Raw genomic sequence first — 25012 nt, 5'->3', positions numbered from 1 at the left:
ATCGGCCGCCCGGACCACGTTACTTCTTCAGGTCGTGCCGGTACTGGATGAAACCGGCGTTGTTCGCGAGCTTGTCGTACAGCGCGCGTGCGGTCGTGTTGGTCTCGTGCGTGAGCCAGTACACGCGGCTCGCGCCGGCTTCGCGGGCCCGTTCGTACACGGCCTCGATCAGTGCGCCGCCCGCGCCTTGCCCGCGCGCGTCGGGCGCCGTGTACAGATCCTGCAGGTAGCAGTACGGCCCTTCGGTCCAGCACGAGCGGTGGTAGATCGCGTGCACGATCCCGACCAGTGCACCCGACGCGTCGAACGCACCGAGCACGAACATCGGCTCGGCCGGATCCATCAGGCGCGCCCACGTCGTCGCGAACACGGCGTCGCTCAGCGCGGTGTCGTAGAACTTCTGGTAACCCTGCCACAGTGGACGCCACGCGGCTTCGTCGGCGGCGACGAGCGGGCGCACCGTGACGCGCGTTGCATCGTTCGCGCGGCCGGCGGCGTCGCGCGCGCTGGCCTGCGCGTGGCGGATCGCGGCGAGCGACTGTCGCTGTTCGCCTTGCGCATCGAAGTTCTCCGGTGCGAGCCATGCGTCGAATGCGGCGCGGACATCCGGCCATTCGCCGTCGATGATCGAGAACCACGCGGTGTCGCGATTGCGGCCGCGGTAGACGATCGCCTGCCGGAACGTGCCTTCGTAGCGGAACCCGAGCCGGGCGGCCGCCTTGCGCGACGGCGCGTTCAGGTCGTCGCACTTCCATTCGTAGCGACGGTAGCCGAGCGTGTCGAACGCATACTTCATCAGCAGGAACTGCGCTTCGGTCGACACCGGCGTGCGCTTGAGCAGCGGCGAGAACGTGACGGAACCGACCTCGATCACACCGTTGGCCGGATCGATGCGCATCAGCGCGAGCGTGCCGACCGCGCGGCCCGTGGCGCGGTCGATCACCGTGTAGTGCAGCGGATCGGTGCTCGCCTGCGCGCCGCGCGCGTAATCGCGGTAGCTGGACTCGTCGGCGTACGGGCCGTGCGCCAGATAGGTCCAGTCGCTGCCGTCGGGCGCCTGGGCGTAGGCGGCGTACAGGTCGGCCGCGTGGCGCTCGGCGTCGAGCGGTTCGAGCCGGCAGTAGCGGCCTTCGAGCGCGATGCGCTCGGGGCGCGGACGCGCGGACCAGTCGGGAACGGGGTGGCCGATGGGCTGCTGGAAAGCGTTGGTGAGCGTGGGCAAGGTCGATCTCGCTTCGGTTGGCGGCCGGCGACATGCCGGCGTGCAGACGATCGTAGTCCCGGCGAGGTACCATGAGAAGCGCCAGCGAACGGCAAATTTATGGTGCCACGATCGGTGGCATGTCAGCCGTGCGCGGCTCACCGTACGTTCGACCTTTTCACGCTGCGATGTCCCGATGACGACTGCCTTTCCTTCCGGCGGCGCGCCGTTGCTGCCGCTCGATGCGCCGCTGGCGCGCACGCCCGGCGCACCTTCGCTGCAGCGCCAGTTGCTGCGCCGCGTGCGTGACGCGATTCTCGGCGGCGCGATGCCGGCCGGCACGCGGCTGCCCGGCACGCGCGCGCTGGCCGAAACGCTCGGCGTGTCGCGCAATACGACGGCCGCCGTGTACGAGCAGCTCGTCGCCGAAGGCTTCCTGCAGTCGGACCGTCGCGGCACGCGGGTCGTCGGGCTGTCGCGGCCGGCGCCGCCGCGCCGGCGTGCCGCGCCGCCGACCGTCGCGCAGCGGCTCGGCCGGATTCGCGCGAGCCTCGTCGGCGCCGGCGAATCGGAGGGCTTCCGGCCGGGCGTGCCGGCGCTGTCGCATTTCCCGGTGGACGCGTGGCGGCACGCGATCGACCGCGCGTTGCGCCGCGCCGGCCGCGACCTGCTGGCGTACGGCGATCCGCTCGGCGAGCCTGCGTTGCGCGAATCGATCGCGCGCCACCTGGCCGTCACGCGCGGCGTACGCTGCGATCCCGAGCAGATCGTGATCACGGAGGGCGCGCAGGGAGCGATCGCGCTGTGCGCGCAGTTGCTGACGAATCCGGGCGATACGGTGTGGGTCGAGGAGCCCGGCTATCGTGGCGCGCGCACCGCGATGCAGGCGGCCGACCTCGACGTCGTGCCGATGCCGGTCGACGCGGAAGGGCTGCGCGCGGAACCGGACGACTGGCGCGAGCGACCACCGCGCCTCGTCTACACGACGCCGTCGAACCAGTTCCCGACCGGCGCCGTGCTGTCGATCTCGCGCCGGCTCGCGCTGATCGATGCGGCGCGCCGCCATCGCGCGTGGATCATCGAGGACGACTACGACAGCGAATTCCGTCACACCGGCGAGCCGATCGGCGCGATGCATGGGCTCGCGGCCGATTCGCCGGTCGTCTATCTCGGCTCGTTCAGCAAGACGATGTTTCCGGCGCTGCGGATCGGCTTTCTCGTGCTGCCCGACGCGTTGCTGGCCGCCGTGCGGCCGGCGTTGCCGGAGATGCTGCGCGGCGGGACGCGCCATGTGCAGCTTGCGCTGGCCGATTTCATCGAGACGGGCGAGTACGGCCGGCATCTCGGGCGGATGCGCAGGCTGTATCGCGACCGGCGGCGTTTGCTGCTCGCCGCGCTCGACAGCAGCCTGAGCGTGCCGCACCAGGTCGAGGGCGGCCCGTGCGGGCTGCATCTCGCGCTGCGGCTGCCGGCGCGTTATCGCGATCGCGCGATCGTCGAAGCGGCGCGCGCGCATGGCATCGGCCCGTTTCCGCTGTCGGGTTTCGCGATCGATGCGGAGCGGGCCCGCAACGGGCTCGTGCTCGGTTTCGGCAATACGCCGGCCGATGCGTTCGAGCCGATGTTACGGATGGTGTCGACGATCGCGGAGCAGGTGGCCGCGGGTGGCGCGTGACGGTATGGTTGCGCGATTCCGACTTCCCGCCACTCGATCGTGATTACCGCCCGCGCGGCGCTTACGGGATGGTCTCCGTGACAATCGACAAGGAATTCGTCGCGCGTTAGCGGTGCGTCAGGTAATCGGTGCTTTAAAAATATTGAAACGCCGGGCAGGCCGAAAATCGCTAAATATTTTAAAAGATCGGCCGATATCTCGATATTAACGACGGCTGATTGCGCAGTCCGATTCGCGCGTTTTGTCTTTTCGATCGTAAAGAATGGTCAACGGCGCTTGCCACGATTCGTGCCATGAGCGACGATCCCTGGCCGTAACAAACGGTTACTTTCCCGCGATGGCCGGATGGGGGAGGACAAAGGCCGGGCAGGCCGCAATGAGTCACGTTCGTCGTGTGCTCCGATAAATAACAATGCCGATCGGACGAGATCGGCTGCAGGCATCCGGGCGCGATTACCGCGTATGCCGCCTGCTAAATCGTGTAAATCCAGATGAAATCCGATTCAAGCTCTTATTGCTTCCCGAATCTGCTCGAAGCGTTTTTTATCGTCGTCGTGCTGAACATGGTCGAGTATTTGATGAACTCGATCATCTGGTCGGCCGGCCGCAGCGCCGGGCTGCAGACGATGGCAATCGCCAGCATCGGGCGGGTGCTCGCGAATGGTCTCGTATTTACGGTGCTGCTCCATCACGGCAAATTGACCTACCGCAGCTTGCTGCACGACAGCGTCGATTCCTGGCGAACGACGATCGGGCGATTTTTCGCGCCCATCGTGCTGATTACACCGGCATTGCTCGTGGCGATGAGCGTGCTCGAAGTCGGCGTCGGGCAATTTTTCCCGTGGACCGGAACCCGGGACGAAGCCCGCGAGGTTTATGTGAATGGCGGGCTCGGCCTGATCGTATTGACCTGCGCGATTGCGCCGCTACTCGAGGAGATGCTGTTTCGCGGCGTGATGCTGCGCAGCTTCTTGCGACAGTATCCGGAGGGAACGGCCATCGCCCATTCGGCAGCGGTATTCGGTCTTGCGCATTTGAACGTGTATCAGTTCGCGCTCGCATTCGGACTCGGTTTGCTGATCGGAAAGCTGTATGCGGTCACCCGATCGCTGCTGCCGGGGATGTTGATTCATGCCTGCTACAACACGGCCGTGGTGCTCGTCGCGCTGAAATCGCCGTTCGTCCTCACCCGCGAGAGCCTGCTCGAGATCTGGCCGACTTCCTGGTGGTTCGGCGCGCTCGTGGCGGGTGGCGTCGGCGCATGGTGGCTGGTCAAGGCGGTGGATGCGCAGCGAATGGTGCCGGCGCGTCCGGCAAACGACAACGTGTGAAACGAGCGCACACGGTGATGGGTTTCTACAACGAGAAAACGAGGTGAAGCATGCGGGGCAAGCAAATCTGTCTGGTGGGGCTGGCGAGTACGGTACTGATGTTGACGGCATGTGGCGGCGGCGATGACGGCGGCGCCGCCAATACCGGAAGCAGCGCGTCGAACAACGATACAACGGGAACGCCGACGGTCACGTCGCCCGCCGCGCCGGCGCCGGGCGCGTCGCCCCAGCCTGCCGTCCAGACGGCTTGCCGACCGAACGGCAACTTCAGCTATTCGGGTGCTGCGTCGCCGGTCGCGACGAGCAACGGCCAACTGGCGGTGCTCGTGGTGCCGAATTTGCCGAGCGATTACGCGAAGAACCGCAACATGACGGCGGCCAATGTGCCGGCGACGAGCCTGGTTCAGCAGGGAAGCGGTGCGTTTACGACGCTTGCGTCGTCGGCGGCGGCAACCGACTGCCTCGGGCTCGACCATGGGGCCGTGACCGACATCCAGGGCGTCGGCACCGATGTGGCGATCGGCCGGTGGAATCGCGCGATGGACACCGACGGCAATACGTATACCGATACGCAGGGCGTGCACTACGCGGTCGGCACGCCGCTGTCGTTGCCCGCCACGGGCGGCCCGCTTTCGTGTACCCAGGTGATGGCCGATACGGTGGCGAGCAACAACGGCAACACGAGCGGTGCGCTCGTGTCGAGTTCGGCCACGCTGGATCCGGTCACGCGCATGCTCACCACGCTGAACCTGTCGATCGAGCTGGACAGCGCGCAATACGGGCTGACGTACACGCAGGTGCCGTTGAACGGCGTGCTGAAGACCACCGGGCCTGCGACGATTCAGTCGATCGTCGTCGGACATGACGCGGCTCAGCCGCTGGTGGCCGTCGGTTACACGGCGGCGTTGCCGAACACGCAAGGCGTCGGCGGGGTGGCGGTGTTGTCGTGCCACTGACCGGAGCCGGTGCCGGCTCGTCGATGGACGGGGGCCGATGACGGACCGTTTGCGGTGTGCGGGTCACCTGTCTGCGATGCGCGACAGGTGGCATGTCCGGCCGCAGACTGCGACGATGGCACTGGCACTGACGTCCGCACCGATGCGTGGTGGATGTTCGGATTGACGAACCGCGCGCTTTGTTCGAAACGAACGCCGTCGCGGTTCCGCCGCCACGGCACCTCCCGGCATACGGGTTTCGATTCGTATGTTCCCCCCGGCGCGTAGGCTATAAATGGTTGGGTGTACCGGTGCTTGTCGGGCGCCTGCGCGTCTCGCGCACGGTGGCGTCGCGACTGCCCGGGGGAGGTGCACCGTGGTTTGCCAGACGCTTGCTCGCGCCGTGCTTCGCACCGCGTTGATCGGGGGCGTGTTTGCCGGATGTTTGCCGCCGCCCGCCGCCGTTGCCGGCACCCTCGCACCGCACGCCGCACCGCCGGCGACGAAGGCGCGGCCACCCGCCGCGCCTTACGCGATGCCGGTCGATTTCCCGGCGATCGTCGAGCGCTACGGCCCGGCGGTCGTGACCATCCTGGCCGCCACCCCCGATCCGCAAACCGGCGGGCCGGCCTTTGCCATCCTCGATCCCGACGATCCGCTCGCCGCGTTCTTCCGCCATGGCGCACCGCCGCCCGCACAGGGGCCGCAGGCGCCGGCACCCGATATCGCGCCGCGCGCGGTGTCCGGCAGCGGCTCGGGCTTCATCGTGAGCGCCGATGGACTGATCCTCACGTCCGCCCATGTGGTCGACGAGGCGACCGACGTGACGGTGCGGCTCGTCGACCGCCGCGAATTCAAGGCGACGGTGCTCGCCGTCGATCCGCAAAGCGATGTGGCCGTGCTGCGCGTCGACGCGACGAAGCTGCCGTTCGTGCACATCGGCGATTCGTCGAAAGTTCGCGCGGGCGAACCGGTGATGACGATCGGCGCGCCGGACGGGTCGGGCAACACGGTCACGGCCGGCATCGTCAGCGCGACGTCGCGCCGGCTGCCGGACGGCAGCGCATTCCCGTTCTTCGAGACCGACATCGCACCGAACCCGGACAACTCGGGCGGCCCCGTGTTCAATCGCGCGGGCGACGTGATCGGCATCGCGGTGCAGGTCTATACCGGCGCCGACCGCTACGCGAGCACGACCTTCGCCATCCCGATCGCTTTCGCGGCAAAGGCGCGTGCCCAGTTGCGCGCGCAACAACAGGCGCAGATGCAGGCGCAGCAGCCTCAGGCACCCGCGCCGGGCGCGCCGTCCGCCAATGCGTTCGGCGTCGACGTGCAGGACGTCGGCGTCGGTCTGGCCGCGGCGTTCGGGCTGCCGCGCCCGGCCGGCGCGCTCGTCAACGGCGTCGAGCCCGGCTCGCCGGGCGCCGCGGCCGGCCTGAAGCCCGGCGACGTGATCGTGAAGATGGGCGACACGGCCATCGGTCGCTCGGCCGAACTGAACGACCTGGCCGCCGCGCTGCCGCCCGGCGGGAAGGCGCCGCTGCGCGTGATTCGCAACCGTGCGCCGATGACGCTGACGATCACAGGCGCCGACGAGGCGGGCGGGACCGCGGCGGCGACGATCGGCATGGTCGCACCGAAGGCCGCCGCGCGGCCGCGGCCGGGTACCGGCGGCGCAGGCGACAGCAGCGACCACGGCGACCGTCTCGGACTGACGATGCACGCGTTGAGCGACGACGAGCGTCGTTCGACGGGGCTCGCGGTCGGGATGATGGTGGACGCGGCGCACGGCCCGGCCGCGCGCGCAGGCATCCAGCCGGGTGACGTCGTGCTCGAGCTCAACGACACGCTGCTCGAGACGCCGGACGACGTGCAGACGCTCGAAGCGACCGGCGGCAGCGTGATCGCCGTGCTGATCCAGCGCAACAACGCGCGGAAGTTCGTCTCGGTGCGCACGCGTTAGGACGTTGACGCGGGGGCGCTCGTCCACCTAACATCGTCCGGTATCGCTGGCGGTCCGCCACGCATTCAGGAGCCATTCGGCATGAAAACGGCTTGCTTCATCGTAGTAGTCCACAGGCGCAAGGTCCGGTAGCGGCACCGCGCCGGCACCCATGCGCCCCCGACTCGTTCGGGGGCTTTTTTTTGTGTTGCGCGCGGCCATGCGGCCCGTGCGCGGGAGGGCATCCGCTTGGCATCGAACCTGTCGACCGCTTCCGACCCGGCGTCGCCGCGGCATGCGACGTTGATCCTGCTGTGCGCGTTGTCAGTGCTGCCGCTGAGCCTGTTCCTGCCGTCGCTGCCGGCGATCGTGCGCGACCTGCACACCGACTATGCGCTCGTCGCGCTGTCGCTCGGCGGGTATGCGGCGGTGGCCGCGTCGCTCGAATGCGTGACGGGGCCGCTGTCCGACCGGTTCGGGCGGCGCCCGGTCGTGCTGACGAGCGTCGCGATATTCGCGCTCGGTTCGCTCGGTTGCGCGATGGCGACCGATATCCGCGTGTTTCTCGGTTGCCGGCTGATGCAGGCGGCGATCACGTCGGTTTATCCGGTGTCGATGGCGGCGATCCGCGACGCCGGCGGCGGCGCGCGCGCGGCGAGCCGGATCGGCTATGCGGCGATGGCCGCCGCGTTCGCGCCGATGCTCGGCCCGACGCTCGGCGGTGCGCTCGACCAGACGGCCGGCTGGCGCGCGAGCTTCTGGCTGCTGGCCGCAGTCGGCATCGCGCTGTTCGCCTGGTGTGCGCTCGATCTCGTCGAAACCCATACGCGCCGGCCGTCGAGCTTCGGGCAGCAGTTTCGCGCGTATCCGGCGCTGCTGCGTGCGCGCCGTTTCTGGGCCTATGCGCTGTGCATGGCGTTTTCGACGGGTGCGTTCCATGCGTTTCTGGCCGGCGCGCCGCTCGCCGCGAAAACGCTGTTCGGCATCGCGCCGGCGGAGATCGGCTTCTACATGGGGACGATCACGGCCGGGTTCGTGTGCGGAAGCTTCGTGGCCGCGCGGGTCGCGCACCGCCTTGCGCCGGCCACGACGATCCTGTGCGGGCGGGTCGTGGCGTGTGCGGGCCCGCTGATCGGCCTCGTGCTCGTGTTCGGCGGCGCGACGCACGCGCTCGCGTGGTTCGGGCCGTGCGTGCTGGTCGGCATCGGCAATGGACTGAGCAATCCCGGCGCCCATGCGGGCGCGGTGTCGGTGCGGCCGGAACTGGCGGGCAGCGCGTCGGGGCTCGCCGGCGCGATGACGATCGGCGGCGGCGCCGCGCTGTCGTCGCTGACGGGCGCGCTGCTGACCTCCGCCAACGCGGGCTACCTGCCGCTCGCGACGATGCTGCTGTCGGCGGCGCTCGCGCTGGCGGCCGCCGTGTGCGTGCGGGCGTTCAACGCGCAGGACGCCGGGCGGTGAGCGCGGGTGCGCCCCGGTACCGGCGGACGGCCGAATGACGGACAATCCGCCGCATGCCGGGAGACGATGCACGATCCGCGCGCTGCGTGTCCCGACGAGCACGAAGGGCGACTGGACGAGGATGCGATGAGCGACTTTTCTGATTTCCAGCGGGACATTGCCGATGCCGCGAGGGCGACTTTCAGGGCGCTGCGGGCGTTGCACCCGGACGAGCATTTCTACGCGTTTGCGTTGTACACCGACAGCGGCGCGATGACGGTGGCGCCGGCAGCCAATTCGGTCGAAGGGCTGCGCCGGATCTGCGCGCAGCAGGCGGTGGCGGACGACGATCCGCGGTTCGTGTGGGGTGTTTCCGAATGGGCGTACGCGGCGGCCGAGGCGTCGCCGTTCAACGCGATCTGCGGCAGGCTGGCCGACGAAGTGCTGAGCCCGCAGTTCGTCCGGTCGCGATTCGCCGAATTTTCGCGGCAACTGCACGCCGACATGATCGAGGCATTGCGCCTGCTCGATCGCGACGGCGTATTCGGCACGGGCGACGACCGGGCGGCCATCACGCTGTTCGTGTCGATCGGCGACGACGACGCAGCCGAGGCGCTGGAAAACGCATCGGCGAAAGCGCTGAATCCGCCGGCCGTCGCCGACGCCTTCCTGCGCCGGTACGCTTGACCGGCATCGGGGTATCGTGGGCGGCCCTGGCAGGCGGCCGCCCCGCAAGCGCCGTTACGGCTTCGCGCCGACCACGAATTCGAACGTCGCGATGCCGTCGACGCCGCCCGTCACGCGGTCGCCCGGCTGCAGCGCGCCCACGCCTGCCGGCGTGCCGGTGAAGATCAGGTCGCCGGCCTTCAGTTCGACCGAGCGCGACACGTACGCGATGACGTCGGGCACGGCCCAGATCATGTCGGCGAGGTCGCCTTGCTGGCGCGTGTCGCCGTTGACCGCAAGCCAGATGCGGCCGGCGGCCGGATGGCCGGTGGCCGTCGCCGCGCGCAGCGCGGTCACGGGGCCCGATGCGTCGAAACCCTTCGCCCAGTCCCACGGGCGGCTCAGTTTCTTCGCTTCGGCCTGCAGGTCGCGGCGCGTGAGATCGACGCCGACGCCGTAGCCCCACACGTGCGACAGCGCGTCGGCCGGATCGATCGAGCGGCCGTCCTTGCCGATCGCGACGACCAGTTCGATTTCGTGATGGAGATCGTTCGTCAGCGGCGGATAGGCGACCGTGCCGCTGGCCGGGACGATCGCGTCGGCCGGTTTCGTGAAGAAGAACGGCGGCTCGCGATCGGGGTCGGCGCCCATTTCGCGGGCGTGATCGGCGTAGTTGCGGCCGACGCAGAATACGCGGCGCACCGGAAAGCGCGCGGACGACTGGTCGACTTCGACGGAAGGACGCTCGGCGGCGTCGATGACATAGGCGGACATCGGATGGCCCTCGTTCGGCAGGAAGACGGATGGCCGGCGCACCGCGCCAGCATGCGTGCAACGATACCCGACGCGCGTGCGCCCGGATGCGACGCAACTACGTTTTACCGGGACAAAACTACGCGTCGGCGGTGCCCGGCGCATCGTCGCCGTCGGGCAACGCGGCGTTCGCGTCGCGATAGGCCTTCGGCGATACGCCGACCCGCGCGCGGAAGCGCCGCGCGAAATACCCTTCGTTGCGGAATCCGACCGAGCGTGCGATGTCCGCGATGCGCCGGCTGGTATGGGCCAGCAGCGACTGCGCCAGCGCGATCCGGCGCTCGGTCACGAGATCGGTGAAGGTGCTGCCGGTTTCCTTGCGGACCAGGTGCGCGAGGTAGTTCGGGGAGAGGAACGCGGCTTCGGCGGTCGCGGCGAGCGTCAGGTCCTCGCGGGTCAGGTTCGCACGCACGTGGCGCAGCACGCGGGCCAGCGCGTCGCGCCGGCCGGCGCGCTGGGCGCCGCGCTGCGCGAGCTTGTCGAGCGCGCCCGCGTACTGCGTGCAGACGAGCCCGATCAGTTGCAGCAGGTAGCCGCGCAGCAACGTGGTCGAGCCGAAGGTGCGCACGCGGTCGGCGTCGAGCATGCACAGCGCGAGGCGGCGCGCTTCGTCGTACGTGTCGCCGGTCAGGATGAAATCGAGGTGCTCCTGGAAGCGGAACGGCGTCAGTTCGGGGAAGCGGTGCGCGGGCACGTCCTCGAGATCGAGCGGATCGACGTCGAGATCGGCGCGCAGGAACGCCTGGCTGAAGTTGATCACGATGAAGTGCGCGCCTTCCGGATGCGGTATCAGGTGCTCGCGGTGCGGCAGCACGAACGCGAGCGCGCCGCGCGGAAACGGCCGCGTGACGCCGCCGATGCGCTGCTCGGTGTCGCCGCCGAGGTTGAACTGGATCTGGAAATATGCGTGCCGGTGCGGCTCGGTGATCGCCTGGCGCGACGCCTGGTCGCGGATGTAGAAATCGAGCCGGTCGCTGCGTTCGGGCATCCCGTACAGGCGCGGCGGGGCGGTGGAGGGCATGAAGGATTCTGCTGTTCGTGACGCGGTTGAGCCGCGATGGTACAGCGAACCGGGCGCGACGGGGACGGGCGCTTGCGCGGTCAGCCCGCCACGAGCGGCGCGACCCGGCGCCGCAGCTCGGGCACGACCTCGGCGTCGAACCACGGATGGTGCTTGAACCATGCCTGGTTGCGCGGCGACGGATGCGGCAGCGGCAGGATCGCGGGCCCGTAGTCGCGCCACGCGTGGACGGTGCCGGTCAGCGTCGCCTTGCGCGTGCCGTGCAGGAAATGCCGCTGCGCGTACTGGCCGATCAGCAGCGTGAGCCGGATCGACGGCAGTTCGGCCACCAGCCGGTCGATCCACAGTTGCGCGCATTCGGGGCGCGGCGGGTTGTCGCCGCTCGCGCCGCGGCCCGGGTAGCAGAAGCCCATCGGCACGATCGCGAAGCGCGTCTCGTCGTAGAACGTGTCGGGCTCGACGCCGAGCCAGTCGCGCAGCCGCTTGCCGCTCGCGTCGTCCCACGGGATGCCGCTCGCATGGACGCGTGCGCCCGGCGCCTGGCCGACGATCAGGATGCGCGCGTCGCGATGCGCGCGCACGACCGGGCGCGGGCCGAGCGGCAGGTCGTTTTCGCACGCACGGCACGCGCGGATTTCGGTGAGCAGCACGTCGAGCGGCGCGCGCGTTCGTTTCGGCATCGATTCGGAGCGGGGACGGAGTGGCGAGGCGGTGTCGCGCGACCGGCACGAGCGGCACGAGCGGGCACCGGCCGGGCACCCCGGCCCGGCAGCACACCTCGGCTGCACACGTCGGCTGCACCGCGCGGCGCGCGTCACGCCCGCGACGGGCCCGCTGCGCCGCCTTCGGCGACCGCAGCATCATACAACGCGGTCTGCGCGATCGCCGCGGCGATGCCTGCGTCGTCGTGCGCGCCGTCGAGCATGCCCCAGCGCCGGTATTGCGACAGGAACCACTGGCCCTCGCGCGGATCGGGCCGGTTCACCGCGCCGCCGTCGTGGAAGCGGATCGGCAGCGGCGGCGTGGCGAACGGCCCCGCGCCGTAGTCGCCGAGCAGGCGCGGCGCGATCAGCCGGGCCGGCACGCCGAGCGCGTCGGGCGACGCAAGCCAGTCGGCCGCCTCGCGGCGGTGCGCGGCGCTGTCGAGCCACGCGCATGCATCGACGAGCGTGCGGATCAGCGCGCGTGCGGTGGCCGGATACAGCGCGACGAAGTCGCGCCGGGTCGCCAGCACCTTCTCCGGATGATCGGGCCATATCTCGCTCGTGACGGCAACGGTCCGGCCCGCGCCGCATGCTTCGGCGACCGCATGCCACGGTTCGCCTGCGCAGAAGCCGTCGAGCTCGCCGCCCGCGAGCGCGGCGACCATCTCGGGCGGCGGAATCACGACGCTGCGCACGTCGCGCAGCGGATCGACGTCGTGCGACGCGAGCCACGCGTTCAGCCACATCGCGTGCGTGCCGGTCGGGAAGGTCTGCGCGAGCAGCGGCTTGCGGCCGAGCGTCGCGAAGGCGGTGCGCACGCTCGCGGTTTGGCGGTACGCGTCGGCGAGGCCGCGCGACAACGTGATCGCCTGGCCGTTGCGGTTCAGCACCAACAGCGCGGCCATGTCGGCCTGCGGGCCGCCGATGCCGAGCTGCAGCCCGCAGACGAGCCCGTACAGCGCATGCGCGGCGTCGAGCTCGCCGCTGAGCAGCTTGTCGCGCACGGCCGCCCACGACGGCTGGCGGCTCGGTTCGAGCGTGAGGCCGTGGCGCGCGCCGAGGTTCAGGCGCTGCGCGACGATCAGCGGGGCCGCATCGCTGAGTGCGACGAACCCGAGGCGAAGATGTGCGCGTTCCGGCGCGGCGGGAGGAGATGTATTCATTGCACTCATGACTGGGGTGACGCGTCGAGCAGTTGTCGCGCGACGTCGACGATGCGCAGGCCCTGATCCATCGCGCGCTTGCGCAGCGCCGCATACGCGTCGTGTTCGGACAGCTTGCGCTGGTCCATCAGCACGCGTTTCGCGCGATCGATCAGCTTGCGCTCCGCGAGTTCGCGCTCGACGTCGGCCAGCCGGCGGCGCAGCGCGTCGTCGTGCGAGAAGCGCGCAAGCGCGACTTCGAGAATCGGCGCGAGGCGCTCGGCCGACAACCCTTCGACGAGATACGCACTGACGCCCGCGCCGACCGCCGCGCGGATCAGTTCCTGGTCGGCGTCGTGACTGAACATCAGCACGGGGCGCGGCGCGGTCGCATGCATGACCGCGAGTTGCTCGAGCGTGTCGCGCGACGGCGAATCGGTATCGATGATCACGACGTCGGGGCGTTGCTCCTCGACGGCCACCGGCAGGCGCGCGGGCGTCGCGACGTCGTTCAGCATCTCGTAGCCGAGGCGCGAAAGCGCGTCGCCGAGTTCGCCGATCGGCTTGTCGGTATCGGTGACGAGCAGCACGCGCAGGCGGGCGGGCAGGGCAGGCGAACTCATGTGGCGGGCAACAGGGGCAGTGACGCGTCGGTGCAAGGGGCGAACGATGTAGTCGGGCCGCACGCGCGGCCGGCGGCGAAGGAAACGGGGAGCGGCCGAAGCCGCGCGATGCCGCGCACGTCAGGCGGCCCGCGCAAGCGCCGCGCCGGTTGCCGCGTCCGCGCTCTGGGCGGCCGCTACGCCGATCGCGCCGCCGACGAGGATCACGGCCGGGCTGCCGAGCCGCGCGGCTTCGATGCCGCCCGCGAGCGTGCCGAGCGTGCCGGTCCAGCGGCGCTCGTCGGGCGTGCCGGCCCATTGCACCGCCGCCGCCGGCGTCGACGCCGGCAGCGCGGCGAGCAGGCCCGCCGCGATGCGGTCGACGCGACTCATCCCCATGTAGATCGCGAGCGTGGTGCCGGTCGCCGCGAGCCGTGCCCAGTCGGGTTCGCCGTGGTCCTGGCGGTGCGCGGTGACGAACGTGACGCCCTGGCAGTGCTCGCGGTGCGTGAGCGAGATGCCGAGGCTCGCGGCGGCGGCGAATCCCGACGAGATGCCGTTGACGATCTCCACGGGAATCGCGGCCGCACGCAGCGTCGCGAGTTCTTCGCCGGCGCGCCCGAACAGCAGCGCGTCGCCGCCTTTCACGCGCACCACGTGCGCGCCGCGCAACGCGTGGCGGCGCATCAGCTTCTCGATGAACGCCTGCGGCGTGGAGCGGCAGCCGCCGCGCTTGCCGACGCGGATCACGCGCGCCTGCGGCGCGAGTTCGACGATGCCGGGCGCGACGAGATCGTCGAGCAGCAGCACGTCGGCAGCGGCCAGCGCCTTCACCGCCTTCAGCGTGAGGAGATCGGGATCGCCGGGGCCGGCGCCCAGCAGCGTGACTTTGCCTGTCGTCATGTCGTGTTCCTGTGCCGCATCGCATCCCTGCGGCGGTCTGATAACGCGTTGTTGCGCGGCGGCGGCGGGCGGTCGAAACGCACCGGCATCCGGCCGTGGCCGAGCGCGGAGGGACGCCGTTGTCCTGGAGGCTCGCGTGAAGCGCGAGCAGGGTTTTGCGGGGACTGCCCACCGGCGCCGTTGCCGGTGTGATGCACGGGGTTCAGCAATATCCGGGCCAACCGGCCCCATGCGTGGGCATCGTGTGCCGCGACGCACCGCGCGATGGCCGCGCGCATGCATGCCCTTGCCGCGCGCCGGCCGTCGCGATGCCGCATCGGCGTGCATCGCGCCCCGTCGGCGCGCACCGCAATGTCGCACGGTGACAGTGCTGCAGCGCACCACATCTGTGCCTCGCTGCATCGCGACGCATCGCGCGCCGCGTGCCGGAGCGCGGCGCATGTTGGCCGGCGAGCCTTGCGCGGCGGGGCTGCCGGCGCGATTCGGGCCGATATGGCATGGCGTTTGCATAAGCTGGTGCGAGCGGATCAACGGCGATTCGCCTGCAGTACCGATCAACAGAAGCGCCCGGCAACGGGCTTCATGGGCAACGGCGTCCTACGCATCGGGTCTCTCGACGAGACCGGGTGCGCAGGACGCCGTTTTTCGTTTGGCGGATGACATGACCGACAAAGCTACCCGTATCGATCTCTTCAGCCTCCGCACCGCGCCGATGCGCGCGTTCCATCTGACGTGGATGGCGTTCTTCGTATGCTTCTTCGCATGGTTCGCGTGCGCGCCGCTGATGCCGCTGATCGCGCGCGAATTCCATCTCACGGCGGCGCAAGTCGCGAACATCAACATCGCCGCGGTGGCCGCGACGATCGCGGTGCGGCTGCTGGTCGGCCCGATGTGCGACCGCTTCGGCCCGCGCCGCGTGTATGCCGGGCTCCTGCTGCTCGGTGCGATCCCCGTGTTCGCCGTGTCGTTCACGCACGATTACCTGTGGTTCCTGATCTGCCGGCTCGGCATCGGCGCGATCGGCGCGGGCTTCGTGATCACGCAGTACCACACGTCGGTGATGTTCGCGCCGAACGTGGTCGGCACCGCGAACGCGACGACGGCCGGCTGGGGCAATGCCGGCGCGGGCGCGACGCAGGCGCTGATGCCGCTGCTCGTCGCCGCCGGCCTGATGCTCGGCTTCGGCGAGGGCTCGTCGTGGCGCATCGCGCTGATCGTGCCGGGCGTGGCGATGCTCGCGATGGCGTGGGCGTACTGGCGCTTCACGCAGGACTGCCCGCAAGGCGATTTCGTCGCGCTGCGCAAGCAGGGCGTGACGGTCGACAGCGGCAAGAAGGGCGGCTGGGCGAGCTTCTTCGCCGCTTGCGGCAACTACCGCGTGTGGATGCTGTTCGTCACGTACGGCGCCTGCTTCGGCGTCGAGGTGTTCATCCACAACATCGCCGCGCTGTACTACGTCGATCACTTCAAGCTGTCGCTGAAGGACGCCGGCTTCGCGGTCGGCCTGTTCGGCCTGCTCGCACTGTTCGCCCGTGCGCTCGGCGGCTGGCTGTCCGACAAGATCGCCGCCCGCCGCAGCCTCGACGTGCGCGCGATGCTGCTGTGCGCGTTGATCGTCGGCGAAGGGCTCGGGCTGATCTGGTTCTCGCATGCGCAAGGCATCGGCATCGCCCTCGTCGCGATGCTGACCTTCGGCCTCTTCACGCACATGGCGTGCGGTGCGACCTACGCGCTCGTGCCGTTCATCGACCGCAAGGCGCTCGGCGGCGTCGCGGGGATCGTCGGCGCGGGCGGCAACGTCGGCGCGGTCGCCGCGGCCTTCCTGCTGAAGGGCGTCGGCGACGTGCAGCACACGCTGAGCCTGCTCGGCCTCGCGGTCACCGCGACCGCATTGTGCGCGATGGCCGTGCGCTTCAGCGAAGAACACAAGGCGCGCGAAGCCGAGCTGCGCGATCGCGCGCTGGCCGCCGCGAGCGCCGCGAACTGATCGACCGAAGGAAACCGTCATCATGAAACTCATCGTCATCGGCCACGGCATGGTCGGCCACAAGCTCCTCGAATGCATCGCGGCGGAAGCCGGCACGGCCGGCGCGCTGCAGGTCACCGTGCTCGGCGAGGAACCGCGCCCGGCCTACGATCGCGTGCACCTGTCGGAATTCTTCGCGGGCAAGTCGGCGGACGACCTGTCGCTCGTCGAGCCCGGCTTCTTCGAGCGCCATCCGCAGTTCGACCTGCGCGTGAACGCGCAAGTCGCGTCGATCGACCGCGCCGCGCATACGGTCACGCTCGTGTCGGGTGAAACGCTCGCGTACGACAAGCTGGTGCTCGCCACGGGCTCGCGTCCGTTCGTGCCGCCGGTGCCGGGCCGCGATCGCGCGGGCTGCTTCGTGTACCGGACGATCGAGGATCTCGAAGCGATGCAGGCGTGCGGCGCGCACGCGAAGCGCGGCGTCGTGATCGGCGGCGGGCTGCTCGGCCTCGAATGCGCGAAGGCGCTGCGCGACATGGGGCTCGACACGCACGTGGTCGAATTCGCGCCGCGCCTGATGGCCGTGCAGGTCGACGACGGCGGTGGCCGGATGCTGCGTGCGAAGATCGAGGCGCTCGGCGTGACCGTGCATACCGGCAAGAACACGCTCGAAATCGTCGACGGCGACGAAGGCGCGCACCGGATGGCGTTCGCCGACGGCACGCATCTCGACACCGACATGATCGTGTTCTCGGCCGGCATCCGCGCGCGCGACGAACTGGCCCGCGCGTGCGGGCTCGAGATCGGCCCGCGCGGCGGCGTCGCGATCGACGGCGCATGCCGCACGAGCGACGCCGACATCTATGCGATCGGCGAATGCGCGGCCTGGAACGGGACGGTGTACGGCCTCGTCGCGCCCGGCTACGACATGGCACGCGTGGTGGCGAAACAGCTCGGCGGCGCGGCCGACGCCGCCGCCGCTGCGTTCGCAGGCGCCGACATGAGCACGAAGCTGAAACTGATGGGCGTCGACGTCGCGAGCATCGGCGACGCGCACGGCACGACAGCCGGCAGCCGCACCTACCAGTATGCGGACGAGCGCCGCCAGGTCTACAAGAAGCTCGTGGTGTCCGACTGCGGCAAGTTCCTGCACGGCGCGGTGATGGTTGGCGATGCAGCCGAGTACGGCACGCTGCTGCAGATGATGCTGAACCGTATCGAGCTGCCCGAGTCGCCGGAATTCCTGATCCTGCCGTCGTCGGACGGCGCGGCGAAGCCGGCGATCGGAGTCGACGCGCTGCCCGCGGCCGCGCAGATCTGCTCGTGCAACAACGTGTCGAAGTCGCAGATCTGCGCGGCCGTGGCCGACGGCGCGACGAGCCTCGGCGCGCTGAAGACGTGCACCGGCGCCGGCACGTCGTGCGGCGGCTGCGTGCCGCTCGTCACGCAGATCATGAAGGCCGAGATGAAGAAGCAGGGCCTCGCGGTCAACAACCATCTGTGCGAGCACTTCGCGCATTCGCGCCAGGAGCTGTTCCACCTGATTCGCGTCGAGCGCATCACGACGTTCGACGAACTGCTGCGCAAGCACGGCCGCGGGCTCGGCTGCGACGTCTGCAAGCCGGCCGTCGCGGGCATCCTCGCGTCGTGTTTCAACGAGTTCGTGCTGAAGAAGGAGCACGCGGGGCTGCAGGATTCGAACGACTACTACCTCGCGAACATCCAGCGCGACGGCACGTATTCGGTGGTGCCGCGCATGCCGGGCGGCGAAGTCACGCCGGAAGGGCTGATCGCGGTCGGCCAGGTCGCGAAAAAATACGGCCTGTACACGAAGATCACGGGCGGCCAGCGCGTCGACCTGTTCGGCGCGCGCGTCGAGCAGTTGCCGTCGATCTGGGAGGAGCTGATCGCGGCCGGCTTCGAGTCGGGGCACGCGTACGGCAAGGCGCTGCGCACCGTGAAATCGTGCGTCGGGTCGACGTGGTGCCGCTACGGCGTCGACGATTCGGTCGGCCTCGCGATCGATCTGGAGAATCGCTACAAGGGGCTGCGCGCGCCGCACAAGATCAAGTTCGGCGTGTCCGGCTGCACGCGCGAGTGCGCGGAAGCGCAGGGCAAGGACGTCGGCGTCATCGCGACCGAGAAGGGCTGGAACCTGTACGTGTGCGGCAACGGCGGGATGAAGCCGCGCCACGCGGAACTGCTCGCGTCCGATCTCGATCGTGACACGCTGATCCGCTACATCGACCGCTTCCTGATGTTCTACGTGCGCACGGCCGACCGCCTGCAACGCACCAGCGTGTGGCGCGACAACCTCGAAGGCGGCCTCGACTACCTGATCGACGTCGTCGTGCACGACACGCTCGCGATCGCGGCCGAACTCGAAGCCGACATGCAGCACGTGATCGACACCTACGAGTGCGAATGGAAGCGGGCCGTCACCGATCCGGAAACGCGCAAGCGCTTCCGCCACTTCGTGAACAGCGACGCGCCCGACACGACCATCGAATTCGTCGAGACGCGCGGCCAGATCCGGCCCGCGACGCCCGGCGAACGCGCGGGCGGCAAGCCCGTGTCGATTCCCGTCGTCGCTGAACCCGCAACCGTTTGACCCTTGCCGACACCAGCGTCTTTTTCAAGGAGCCCATCATGAACGATCGTCTTCCGCTGTCCTGGACCCGCGTGTGCCCGCTCGACGACATCGTGCCGAACACCGGCGTGTGCGCGCTCGTCAACGGCGAGCAGGTCGCGGTGTTTCACGTCGCCCATCCCGACGGCGGCGTGTTCGCGATCGACAACGTCGACCCGGTGTCGCAGGCCGCCGTGATGTCGCGCGGGCTGATCGGCAGCCTCGGCGAGCGCATCGTGGTCGCATCGCCGCTGTACAAGCAGCACTTCGACCTGCGTACCGGCGAATGCCTGGAAGCGCCCGAGCAGTCGGTGAACGCGTATCCGTCGCGGGTCGAGGACGGCTTCGTGTGGATCGCGGCCTGAGCGCCCGGGAGCACGCATGACCGCCACCCCCGTCAAGAGCGTGTGCCCGTACTGCGGCGTCGGCTGCGGGATGGTGCTGCACGTCGAGGAGGGCGAAGTCGTCAAGGTGTCCGGCGACGCCGACCATCCCACCAACTTCGGGCGGCTGTGCACGAAGGGTTCGTCGGCGCACGTCGCGCTGCGTCGCTCGGGGCGGCTCGACCGCGCGTTCGTGCGGCGCGCGCGCGAGGACGACCTCGTGCCGCTGCCGGTGCGCGACGCGATCGCCGAGACTGCACGGCGGCTGCGCGCGGTGCTCGATACGCACGGGCCCGACGCGCTGTCGTTCTACGTGTCGGGGCAGATGTCGATCGAGGCGCAATACCTCGTGAACAAGCTCGCGAAGGGCTTCGTCGGCACCAACAACATCGAGTCGAACTCGCGCCTGTGCATGGCGAGCGCGAGCACCGGCTACAAGCAGTCGCTCGGCGCGGACGGCCCGCCCGGGTCGTACCAGGATTTCGACCGCGCGAACCTGTTCTTCGTGATCGGCGCGAACATGGCCGACTGTCACCCGATCCTGTTCCTGCGGATGATGGATCGCGTGAAGGCCGGCGCGAAGCTGATCGTGGTCGACCCGCGCCGCACCGCGACCGCCGACAAGGCCGACCTGTTCCTGCAGATCCGGCCGGGCACCGATCTCGCGCTGACCAACGGGCTCCTGCATCTGCTGCATGCGAACGGCCGCACCGACGCCGCGTTCATCGCTGCATACACCGAGGGCTGGGACGCGATGCCCGCGTTCCTCGCCGACTACACGCCCGAGCGCGTTGCCGAGATCACGGGGCTGGCCGAAGCCGACATTCGCACGGCCGCGCAATGGATCGGCGACGCGCAGGAATGGATGAGCTGCTGGACGATGGGGCTCAACCAGAGCACGCACGGCGTATGGAACACCAACGCGATCTGCAACCTGCATCTCGCGACCGGCAAGATCTGCCGCCCGGGCAGCGGGCCGTTCTCGCTGACCGGCCAGCCGAACGCGATGGGCGGGCGCGAGATGGGCTACATGGGGCCGGGGTTGCCCGGCCAGCGCTCGGTGGCATCCGACGACGATCGCCGCTTCGTCGAGAATCTGTGGCGCGTGCCGGCCGGCACGCTGCGCAAGGACACGGGCAAGGGCACGGTGGACCTGTTCGCGCGCATGGCGGCCGGCGACATCAAGGCATGCTGGATCGTCTGCACGAACCCGGTCGCGACCGTGCCGAACCGGCGCAACGTGATCGCCGGGCTGCAGGCGGCGGAGCTCGTGATCGCCCAGGACGCGTTCCTCGACACCGAGACCAACCGCTACGCGGACATCTTGCTGCCCGGCGCGCTGTGGGCCGAAGGCGATGGCGTGATGATCAACTCCGAGCGCAACATGACGCTGATGCGCGCGGCGGTCGCGCCGCCCGGCGACGCACTGCCCGACTGGCGCATCGTCGCGGAAGTCGCACGCGCGATGGGCTTCGGCGATGCGTTCGACTATGCGTCGGCGGCCGACGTGTTCGACGAGATCGTCCGTTTCTCGAATCCGGCGACCGGCTACGACCTGCGCGGCGCGAGCCATGCGGCGCTGCGCGAGGGGCCCGTGCAGTGGCCCGTCGCACCGGGCGCCGCGCGCGAGCGGCATCCGATCCGCTACCTGAACGACGGCGTGAGCCAGCCGCTGCGCACGGCGGCCGACGGCAGCGACGCCCCGCGCATCGCGTTCCCGACGCCGTCGGGCAAGGCGCGCTTTTTCGCGCGGCCGCACGTCGATCCGGCCGAGCTGCCCGACGACACGTTCCCGATCGTGCTGAACACCGGGCGGCTGCAGCATCAGTGGCACACGATGACGAAGACGGGCAAGGTCGCGATGCTGAACAAGCTCAACCCGCGCCCGTTCGTCGAACTGCACCCGGACGATGCCGGCGCGCTCGGCATCGCCGCGAAGGACAGCGTCGAGATCCGTTCGGCGCGCGGCCGCGCGGTGCTGCCGGCCGTCGTGACCGAGCGCGTGCGGCGCGGCAACTGCTTCGCGCCGATGCACTGGAACGACGTATACGGCGACGACCTGTGCATCAACGCGGTGACGAACGACGCGATCGACCCGGAATCGCAGCAACCCGAACTGAAATACTGCGCGGTCGCGCTGCGGCGCGTCGAGGCCGACGCGTTCGCGTCCGCCGCCGACGACACCGCGCAACCCGATACATGCGCCGACGACGCGCGGCCCGCGCCGGCAATCGCGCAGGCCGCAGCCTCACAGGAATCCGACATGGCAGACATCGACACTTTCGCGGCCGCGCTCGGCGTCGCCGATCTCGCGCCGCCGCCGCTGACCGATACGGAGCGCCTGTACGTGGCAGGCCTCGTCAGCGGGCTGAAGGCGAGTGCCGGCCGTCGCGAAGGCGGCGTGCCGGTGCTGCCGGCCGGCGCGCCGTTGACGGCGCCCGTGCGGTTCTGGCTCGACGGCATGCTAGCGGGCCTGTTCAGCCGCTCGCTGCCTGCCGGCGCGCAGAGCGCCGCGGCGCCCGCGCTGCCGCCCGACGCCGCCGCGTCCGGCGGCGTGCGCATCGTGCGCCCGCGCCCGAAGGTCGTGCTGCTGTGGGCATCGCAGACGGGCAACATCGAATCGTTGACCGAGGATTACGCGACGAAGCTGATGAACGCGGGCTTCGAGATCCGCACCGCGTGCATGTCCGACTATCCGGTCACGTCGCTGGCCGGTGCGCAATACGTGCTGCTGATGACCAGTACATTCGGCGACGGCGATGCGCCCGACAACGGCAGCGAGTTCTGGGACGCGCTGCAGGCCGGCAGCGCCGCGCGCCTCGACGGCGTGCATTTCGCGGTGCTCGCGTTCGGCGACCGCAACTACGACCAGTTCTGCGGCCACGGCCGCCGGCTCGACGCGCGGCTCGCGGAACTCGGCGCGGTGCGCCTGTGCGCGCGCGTCGATTGCGACGTCGAATTCCAGCACGACGCCGACCGGTGGCTCGAGCGCGTCGTCGCGCGGATCAAGGAGGCCGATGCCGCGTTGCACGCGGTGCCGTCCGGCGCGATGAGCCCGTCGGGGCTGCTGCCGACGAAGGCGCATCCGGCGCCGTCGAAGCTCGTCGCGAACCTGCGGCTGAACCGGCCGGGCGCCGCGAAAGACACGCGCTACGTGTCGCTGTCGACCCAGGGCGCGAACCTCGAATACGAAACCGGCGACGCGCTCGGCGTATGGCCTACCAACTGTCCGGATCTGGTCGAGGAATTGCTGTCCGTCACCGCGCTGAAGGCGGATGCGCCCGTGTCGGTGGCGGGCATCGGCGATATCCGGCTCGGCGATGCGCTCGCGCGCCACTTCGACATCACGCGCCCGCATCCGGACACGCTGGCCTTCATCGCGTCGCGCAGCGCGAACGGCGCGCTGAAGTCGCTGCTCGGCGAAGACCGCAAGGCCGACCTCAAGCAGTGGTTGTGGGGGCAACAGCTTGCGGACGTACTGCACGAGTTTCCGGTCGAGCTGTCGGCTGCGGAGCTGGTCGGCATGCTCAAGCGCATGCAGCCGCGCCTCTATTCGATCGCGTCGAGCCCGAGCGCGCACGAGGGCGAGATTCACCTGACCGTGTCGGCCGTGCGCTATCACAACGGCCGGCGCGCGCGCAAAGGCGTCGCGTCGACGTTCCTCGCCGATCGCGCGGACGACGGCCGCGTGCCCGTGTTCGTGCAGAAGTCCGCGCATTTCCGGCCGCCGGTGAACGGCGACGTGCCGATCGTGATGGTCGGCCCGGGCACCGGCGTCGCGCCGTTCCGCGGCTTCCTGCACGAGCGGCGGGCGCGCGGCGCGCGCGGGCGCAACTGGCTGTTCTTCGGCGAGCAGCACGCGCAAACCGACTTCTACTACGGCGACGAGCTGGGCGCGATGCACGACAGCGGATTCCTCACGCGGCTCGATCTCGCGTTCTCGCGCGACCAGGCAGACAAGATCTACGTGCAGGACCGGATGCGCGAGCACGGCGCCGAGCTGTTCGCCTGGCTGGAGGAAGGCGCGCACTTCTACGTGTGCGGCGACGCCGCGCGGATGGCCAAGGACGTCGATACGGCGCTCAAGGCGGTCGTCGCCGAGCACGGCGGCATGTCCGACGAAGCCGCGAACGACTACGTCGCGCGGCTTTCGAAGGCGCGGCGCTATATGCGGGACGTGTATTGAACGCAGGCGCGACGGCTTGATGCCGCCGCGCCTGCACGCGGGCTCCGCGCGGCGACTGGCCGGTCGCCGGCGTCCGGACCGTCGAGACGGCCGTCGATGGCGAACGCTGCGCGTGGCGTGGCTGGCGGCTGGCGGGGCGCCTCTGCGTGAACCGCCTGCCGCCGCCGGGTTGCATTACTGCTGGCGATTCCACGCATGCGCTTGCTCGGCGCGGACGAATTCCTCCGCCGACCGCGGCAGCAGGTTGCGGAACGCGCCGCCGTCGCTATCGATCACGTCGACCATCTTCGCGATCATTTCCTTCGGGTCGTGCTGTTCGAGCGGGAAGGTCAGCTTTTCCGGCGTCACGGTATGCACGGCCGGATCGTGCCAGCGCCGCGTCGTTTCCATCATCCGGTCGTTGAAACCCGTGCGGTACGGGCCCGGGTTCACGACCGCGACGCGGATGCCGTGCGGCGCCAGTTCGGCATGCATCGCCTCGGCGATCGATTCGACCGCATGTTTCGACGCACAGTACGCACCCGTGAACGGCCCGGTGATCAACCCGGCAATCGACGACACGAACACGATCTTGCCGTGCCGGCGCGCGAGCATCCCGCGCGCGATCTGTTGCGTGAGCTCGAGCGGCCCGAACACGTTCACGTCGAACAGTTCGCGCACGATCTCGATCGGCAGATCGACGAGCGCGCCGGCTTCGCCGACGCCCGCGTTGTTGACGAGCACGTCGACGTCGAGATCGGCCGCGCGGGCGCGGTCGTATGCGGACGTGACGTCGAGCTTGACGACACGCAGCGCGGCGCCGCGGCGCGCTGCGGCGCTCGTCACGACGTCGATCTCGGCGGCGGCGCGGACGCCGGCCGTCACGTCGTGGCCGCGCTCGGCGAGCCGTAGCGCGACTTCGAGGCCGAAGCCCGACCCCGCGCCGGTGATGAGGATGCGTTTCCGTGCCATGTGCTTACTCCTTGCGGTTGAGTGTTGCCAGGAAATGATCGCTGCAGGCTCGCGCGATCGCTTCGTCTTGTTCCACGCTGCCGCCCGACACGCCGACTGCGCCGACGCAGCGCCAGTCGCCGTCGATGAGCGGCTCGCCGCCGCCGAACGTGACGAGCCCGCCGTGACTGTGCTCGATGCCGCGCAACGGCCCGTCCGCGCCGGACAGCGCGCCGAGCGACGCGGTCGACGCGCGAAAACGGATCGCCGTGAGCGCCTTGCGCTGCGCGAGGTCGATCGCGCCGAGAAAGCAGTCGTCGGTGCGCGCGAATGCGAGCAGGTTGGCGCCGGCGTCGACGACGGCGATCGCGACGCCGGCCACCTGCAGCGACGCGGCATGGGCGAGCGCCGCGTCGATCGTGCGGCGGGCGGCGGCGAGGGGCAGTGCGGCGGTGAGCGGGTTCATGCGATGCTCCGATGGGGACGACAGCGCCAGTGTAGGCAGCGACGGTATATGGGAGAATTCGTATTCCGCTCGAA

At 69.7% G+C, this 25012-nt stretch carries 19 protein-coding genes; 10 read left to right on the top strand and 9 right to left on the bottom strand.

The features are described 5' to 3' along the window. Positions 1 to 19: 19 nt before the first annotated feature. Positions 20 to 1222: a GNAT family N-acetyltransferase gene (locus tag WT97_RS10335; protein ID WP_059789732.1), complete on the bottom strand. Its 1203-nt coding sequence runs from the start codon at positions 1220 to 1222 to the stop codon at positions 20 to 22. A 175-nt stretch (positions 1223 to 1397) separates the two neighbouring features. Here WT97_RS10335 and WT97_RS10330 point away from each other — a divergent pair, with 175 nt between their 5' ends. The 6 genes from WT97_RS10330 (at position 1398) to WT97_RS10305 (ending at position 9211) form a co-directional block, all read left to right on the top strand. Next, complete coding sequence (locus WT97_RS10330) at positions 1398 to 2876, top strand: PLP-dependent aminotransferase family protein (protein WP_060353371.1); 1479 nt, start codon at positions 1398 to 1400, stop codon at positions 2874 to 2876. Positions 2877 to 3367: 491 nt separating this feature from the next. Beyond that, a complete protein-coding gene (locus WT97_RS10325; RefSeq protein WP_059505444.1) occupies positions 3368 to 4207 on the top strand; it encodes a CPBP family intramembrane glutamic endopeptidase in 840 nt (279 codons plus the stop codon). A 50-nt stretch (positions 4208 to 4257) separates the two neighbouring features. After that, on the top strand, positions 4258 to 5163 hold the full coding sequence (locus tag WT97_RS10320; RefSeq protein WP_060353370.1) for a hypothetical protein: 906 nt from the start codon (positions 4258 to 4260) through the stop codon (positions 5161 to 5163). A 355-nt stretch (positions 5164 to 5518) separates the two neighbouring features. Beyond that, complete coding sequence (locus tag WT97_RS10315) at positions 5519 to 7105, top strand: trypsin-like peptidase domain-containing protein (protein ID WP_179949767.1); 1587 nt, start codon at positions 5519 to 5521, stop codon at positions 7103 to 7105. A gap of 228 nt (positions 7106 to 7333) precedes the next feature. Continuing rightward, positions 7334 to 8545 (top strand): MFS transporter, encoded by a 1212-nt coding sequence (locus WT97_RS10310; RefSeq protein WP_060353368.1) that lies wholly within the window; start codon positions 7334 to 7336, stop codon positions 8543 to 8545. A 126-nt stretch (positions 8546 to 8671) separates the two neighbouring features. Beyond that, entirely contained in the window at positions 8672 to 9211 is a 540-nt protein-coding gene (locus WT97_RS10305) for a DUF4303 domain-containing protein (protein ID WP_059505523.1), read from the top strand. A 54-nt stretch (positions 9212 to 9265) separates the two neighbouring features. Here WT97_RS10305 and WT97_RS10300 read toward each other — a convergent pair whose 3' ends face one another. The 6 genes from WT97_RS10300 to cobA form a co-directional block, all read right to left on the bottom strand. Further along, positions 9266 to 9964, bottom strand: coding sequence for a fumarylacetoacetate hydrolase family protein (locus WT97_RS10300; RefSeq protein ID WP_034204722.1), 699 nt, complete (start codon positions 9962 to 9964; stop codon positions 9266 to 9268). A 118-nt stretch (positions 9965 to 10082) separates the two neighbouring features. Next, the gene (locus tag WT97_RS10295; RefSeq protein ID WP_060353367.1) at positions 10083 to 11024 is read right to left on the bottom strand and encodes a helix-turn-helix transcriptional regulator; all 942 of its coding nucleotides are present in this window, start codon (positions 11022 to 11024) and stop codon (positions 10083 to 10085) included. A gap of 80 nt (positions 11025 to 11104) precedes the next feature. After that, the gene (locus tag WT97_RS10290; protein ID WP_060353366.1) at positions 11105 to 11704 is read right to left on the bottom strand and encodes a uracil-DNA glycosylase family protein; all 600 of its coding nucleotides are present in this window, start codon (positions 11702 to 11704) and stop codon (positions 11105 to 11107) included. Positions 11705 to 11838: 134 nt separating this feature from the next. Continuing rightward, entirely contained in the window at positions 11839 to 12891 is a 1053-nt protein-coding gene (locus tag WT97_RS10285; RefSeq protein WP_060353365.1) for a CmpA/NrtA family ABC transporter substrate-binding protein, read from the bottom strand. Positions 12892 to 12896: 5 nt separating this feature from the next. After that, positions 12897 to 13493, bottom strand: a complete 597-nt coding sequence (locus WT97_RS10280) for an ANTAR domain-containing response regulator (protein ID WP_059789558.1) — start codon at positions 13491 to 13493, stop codon at positions 12897 to 12899. Between the two features lie 120 nt (positions 13494 to 13613). Further along, entirely contained in the window at positions 13614 to 14375 is a 762-nt protein-coding gene (gene cobA, locus WT97_RS10275) for a uroporphyrinogen-III C-methyltransferase (protein WP_059789557.1), read from the bottom strand. A gap of 661 nt (positions 14376 to 15036) precedes the next feature. On the opposite strand from cobA, the gene WT97_RS10270 reads away from it, so the two are divergent. Genes WT97_RS10270 through WT97_RS10255 form a run of 4 tightly spaced genes read left to right on the top strand, consistent with a single transcriptional unit; the run spans position 15037 to position 23542 of the window. Further along, positions 15037 to 16362: an MFS transporter gene (locus tag WT97_RS10270; protein WP_060353364.1), complete on the top strand. Its 1326-nt coding sequence runs from the start codon at positions 15037 to 15039 to the stop codon at positions 16360 to 16362. 22 nt (positions 16363 to 16384) lie between these two features. Continuing rightward, the gene (nirB, locus tag WT97_RS10265) at positions 16385 to 18955 is read left to right on the top strand and encodes a nitrite reductase large subunit NirB (RefSeq protein WP_060353363.1); all 2571 of its coding nucleotides are present in this window, start codon (positions 16385 to 16387) and stop codon (positions 18953 to 18955) included. Positions 18956 to 18993: 38 nt separating this feature from the next. Beyond that, complete coding sequence (gene nirD, locus WT97_RS10260) at positions 18994 to 19338, top strand: nitrite reductase small subunit NirD (protein ID WP_059505423.1); 345 nt, start codon at positions 18994 to 18996, stop codon at positions 19336 to 19338. 16 nt (positions 19339 to 19354) lie between these two features. Then, positions 19355 to 23542 (top strand): bifunctional nitrate reductase/sulfite reductase flavoprotein subunit alpha, encoded by a 4188-nt coding sequence (locus WT97_RS10255; protein WP_060353362.1) that lies wholly within the window; start codon positions 19355 to 19357, stop codon positions 23540 to 23542. A gap of 174 nt (positions 23543 to 23716) precedes the next feature. On the opposite strand, the gene WT97_RS10250 is transcribed toward WT97_RS10255, so the two are convergent. Together WT97_RS10250 and WT97_RS10245 are read right to left on the bottom strand one after the other, a co-directional pair. Then, a complete protein-coding gene (locus WT97_RS10250; protein ID WP_060353361.1) occupies positions 23717 to 24493 on the bottom strand; it encodes an SDR family oxidoreductase in 777 nt (258 codons plus the stop codon). A gap of 4 nt (positions 24494 to 24497) precedes the next feature. After that, positions 24498 to 24938, bottom strand: coding sequence for a heme-binding protein (locus WT97_RS10245; RefSeq protein WP_059505418.1), 441 nt, complete (start codon positions 24936 to 24938; stop codon positions 24498 to 24500). Positions 24939 to 25012: the final 74 nt, after the last annotated feature.

Source organism: Burkholderia sp. MSMB1459WGS (assembly GCF_001534535.1).
Taxonomy (GTDB): Bacteria; Pseudomonadota; Gammaproteobacteria; order Burkholderiales; family Burkholderiaceae; genus Burkholderia.
Note: the sequence above shows the minus strand (reverse complement) of the source record. Positions and strands in the feature narration are given on the sequence as shown.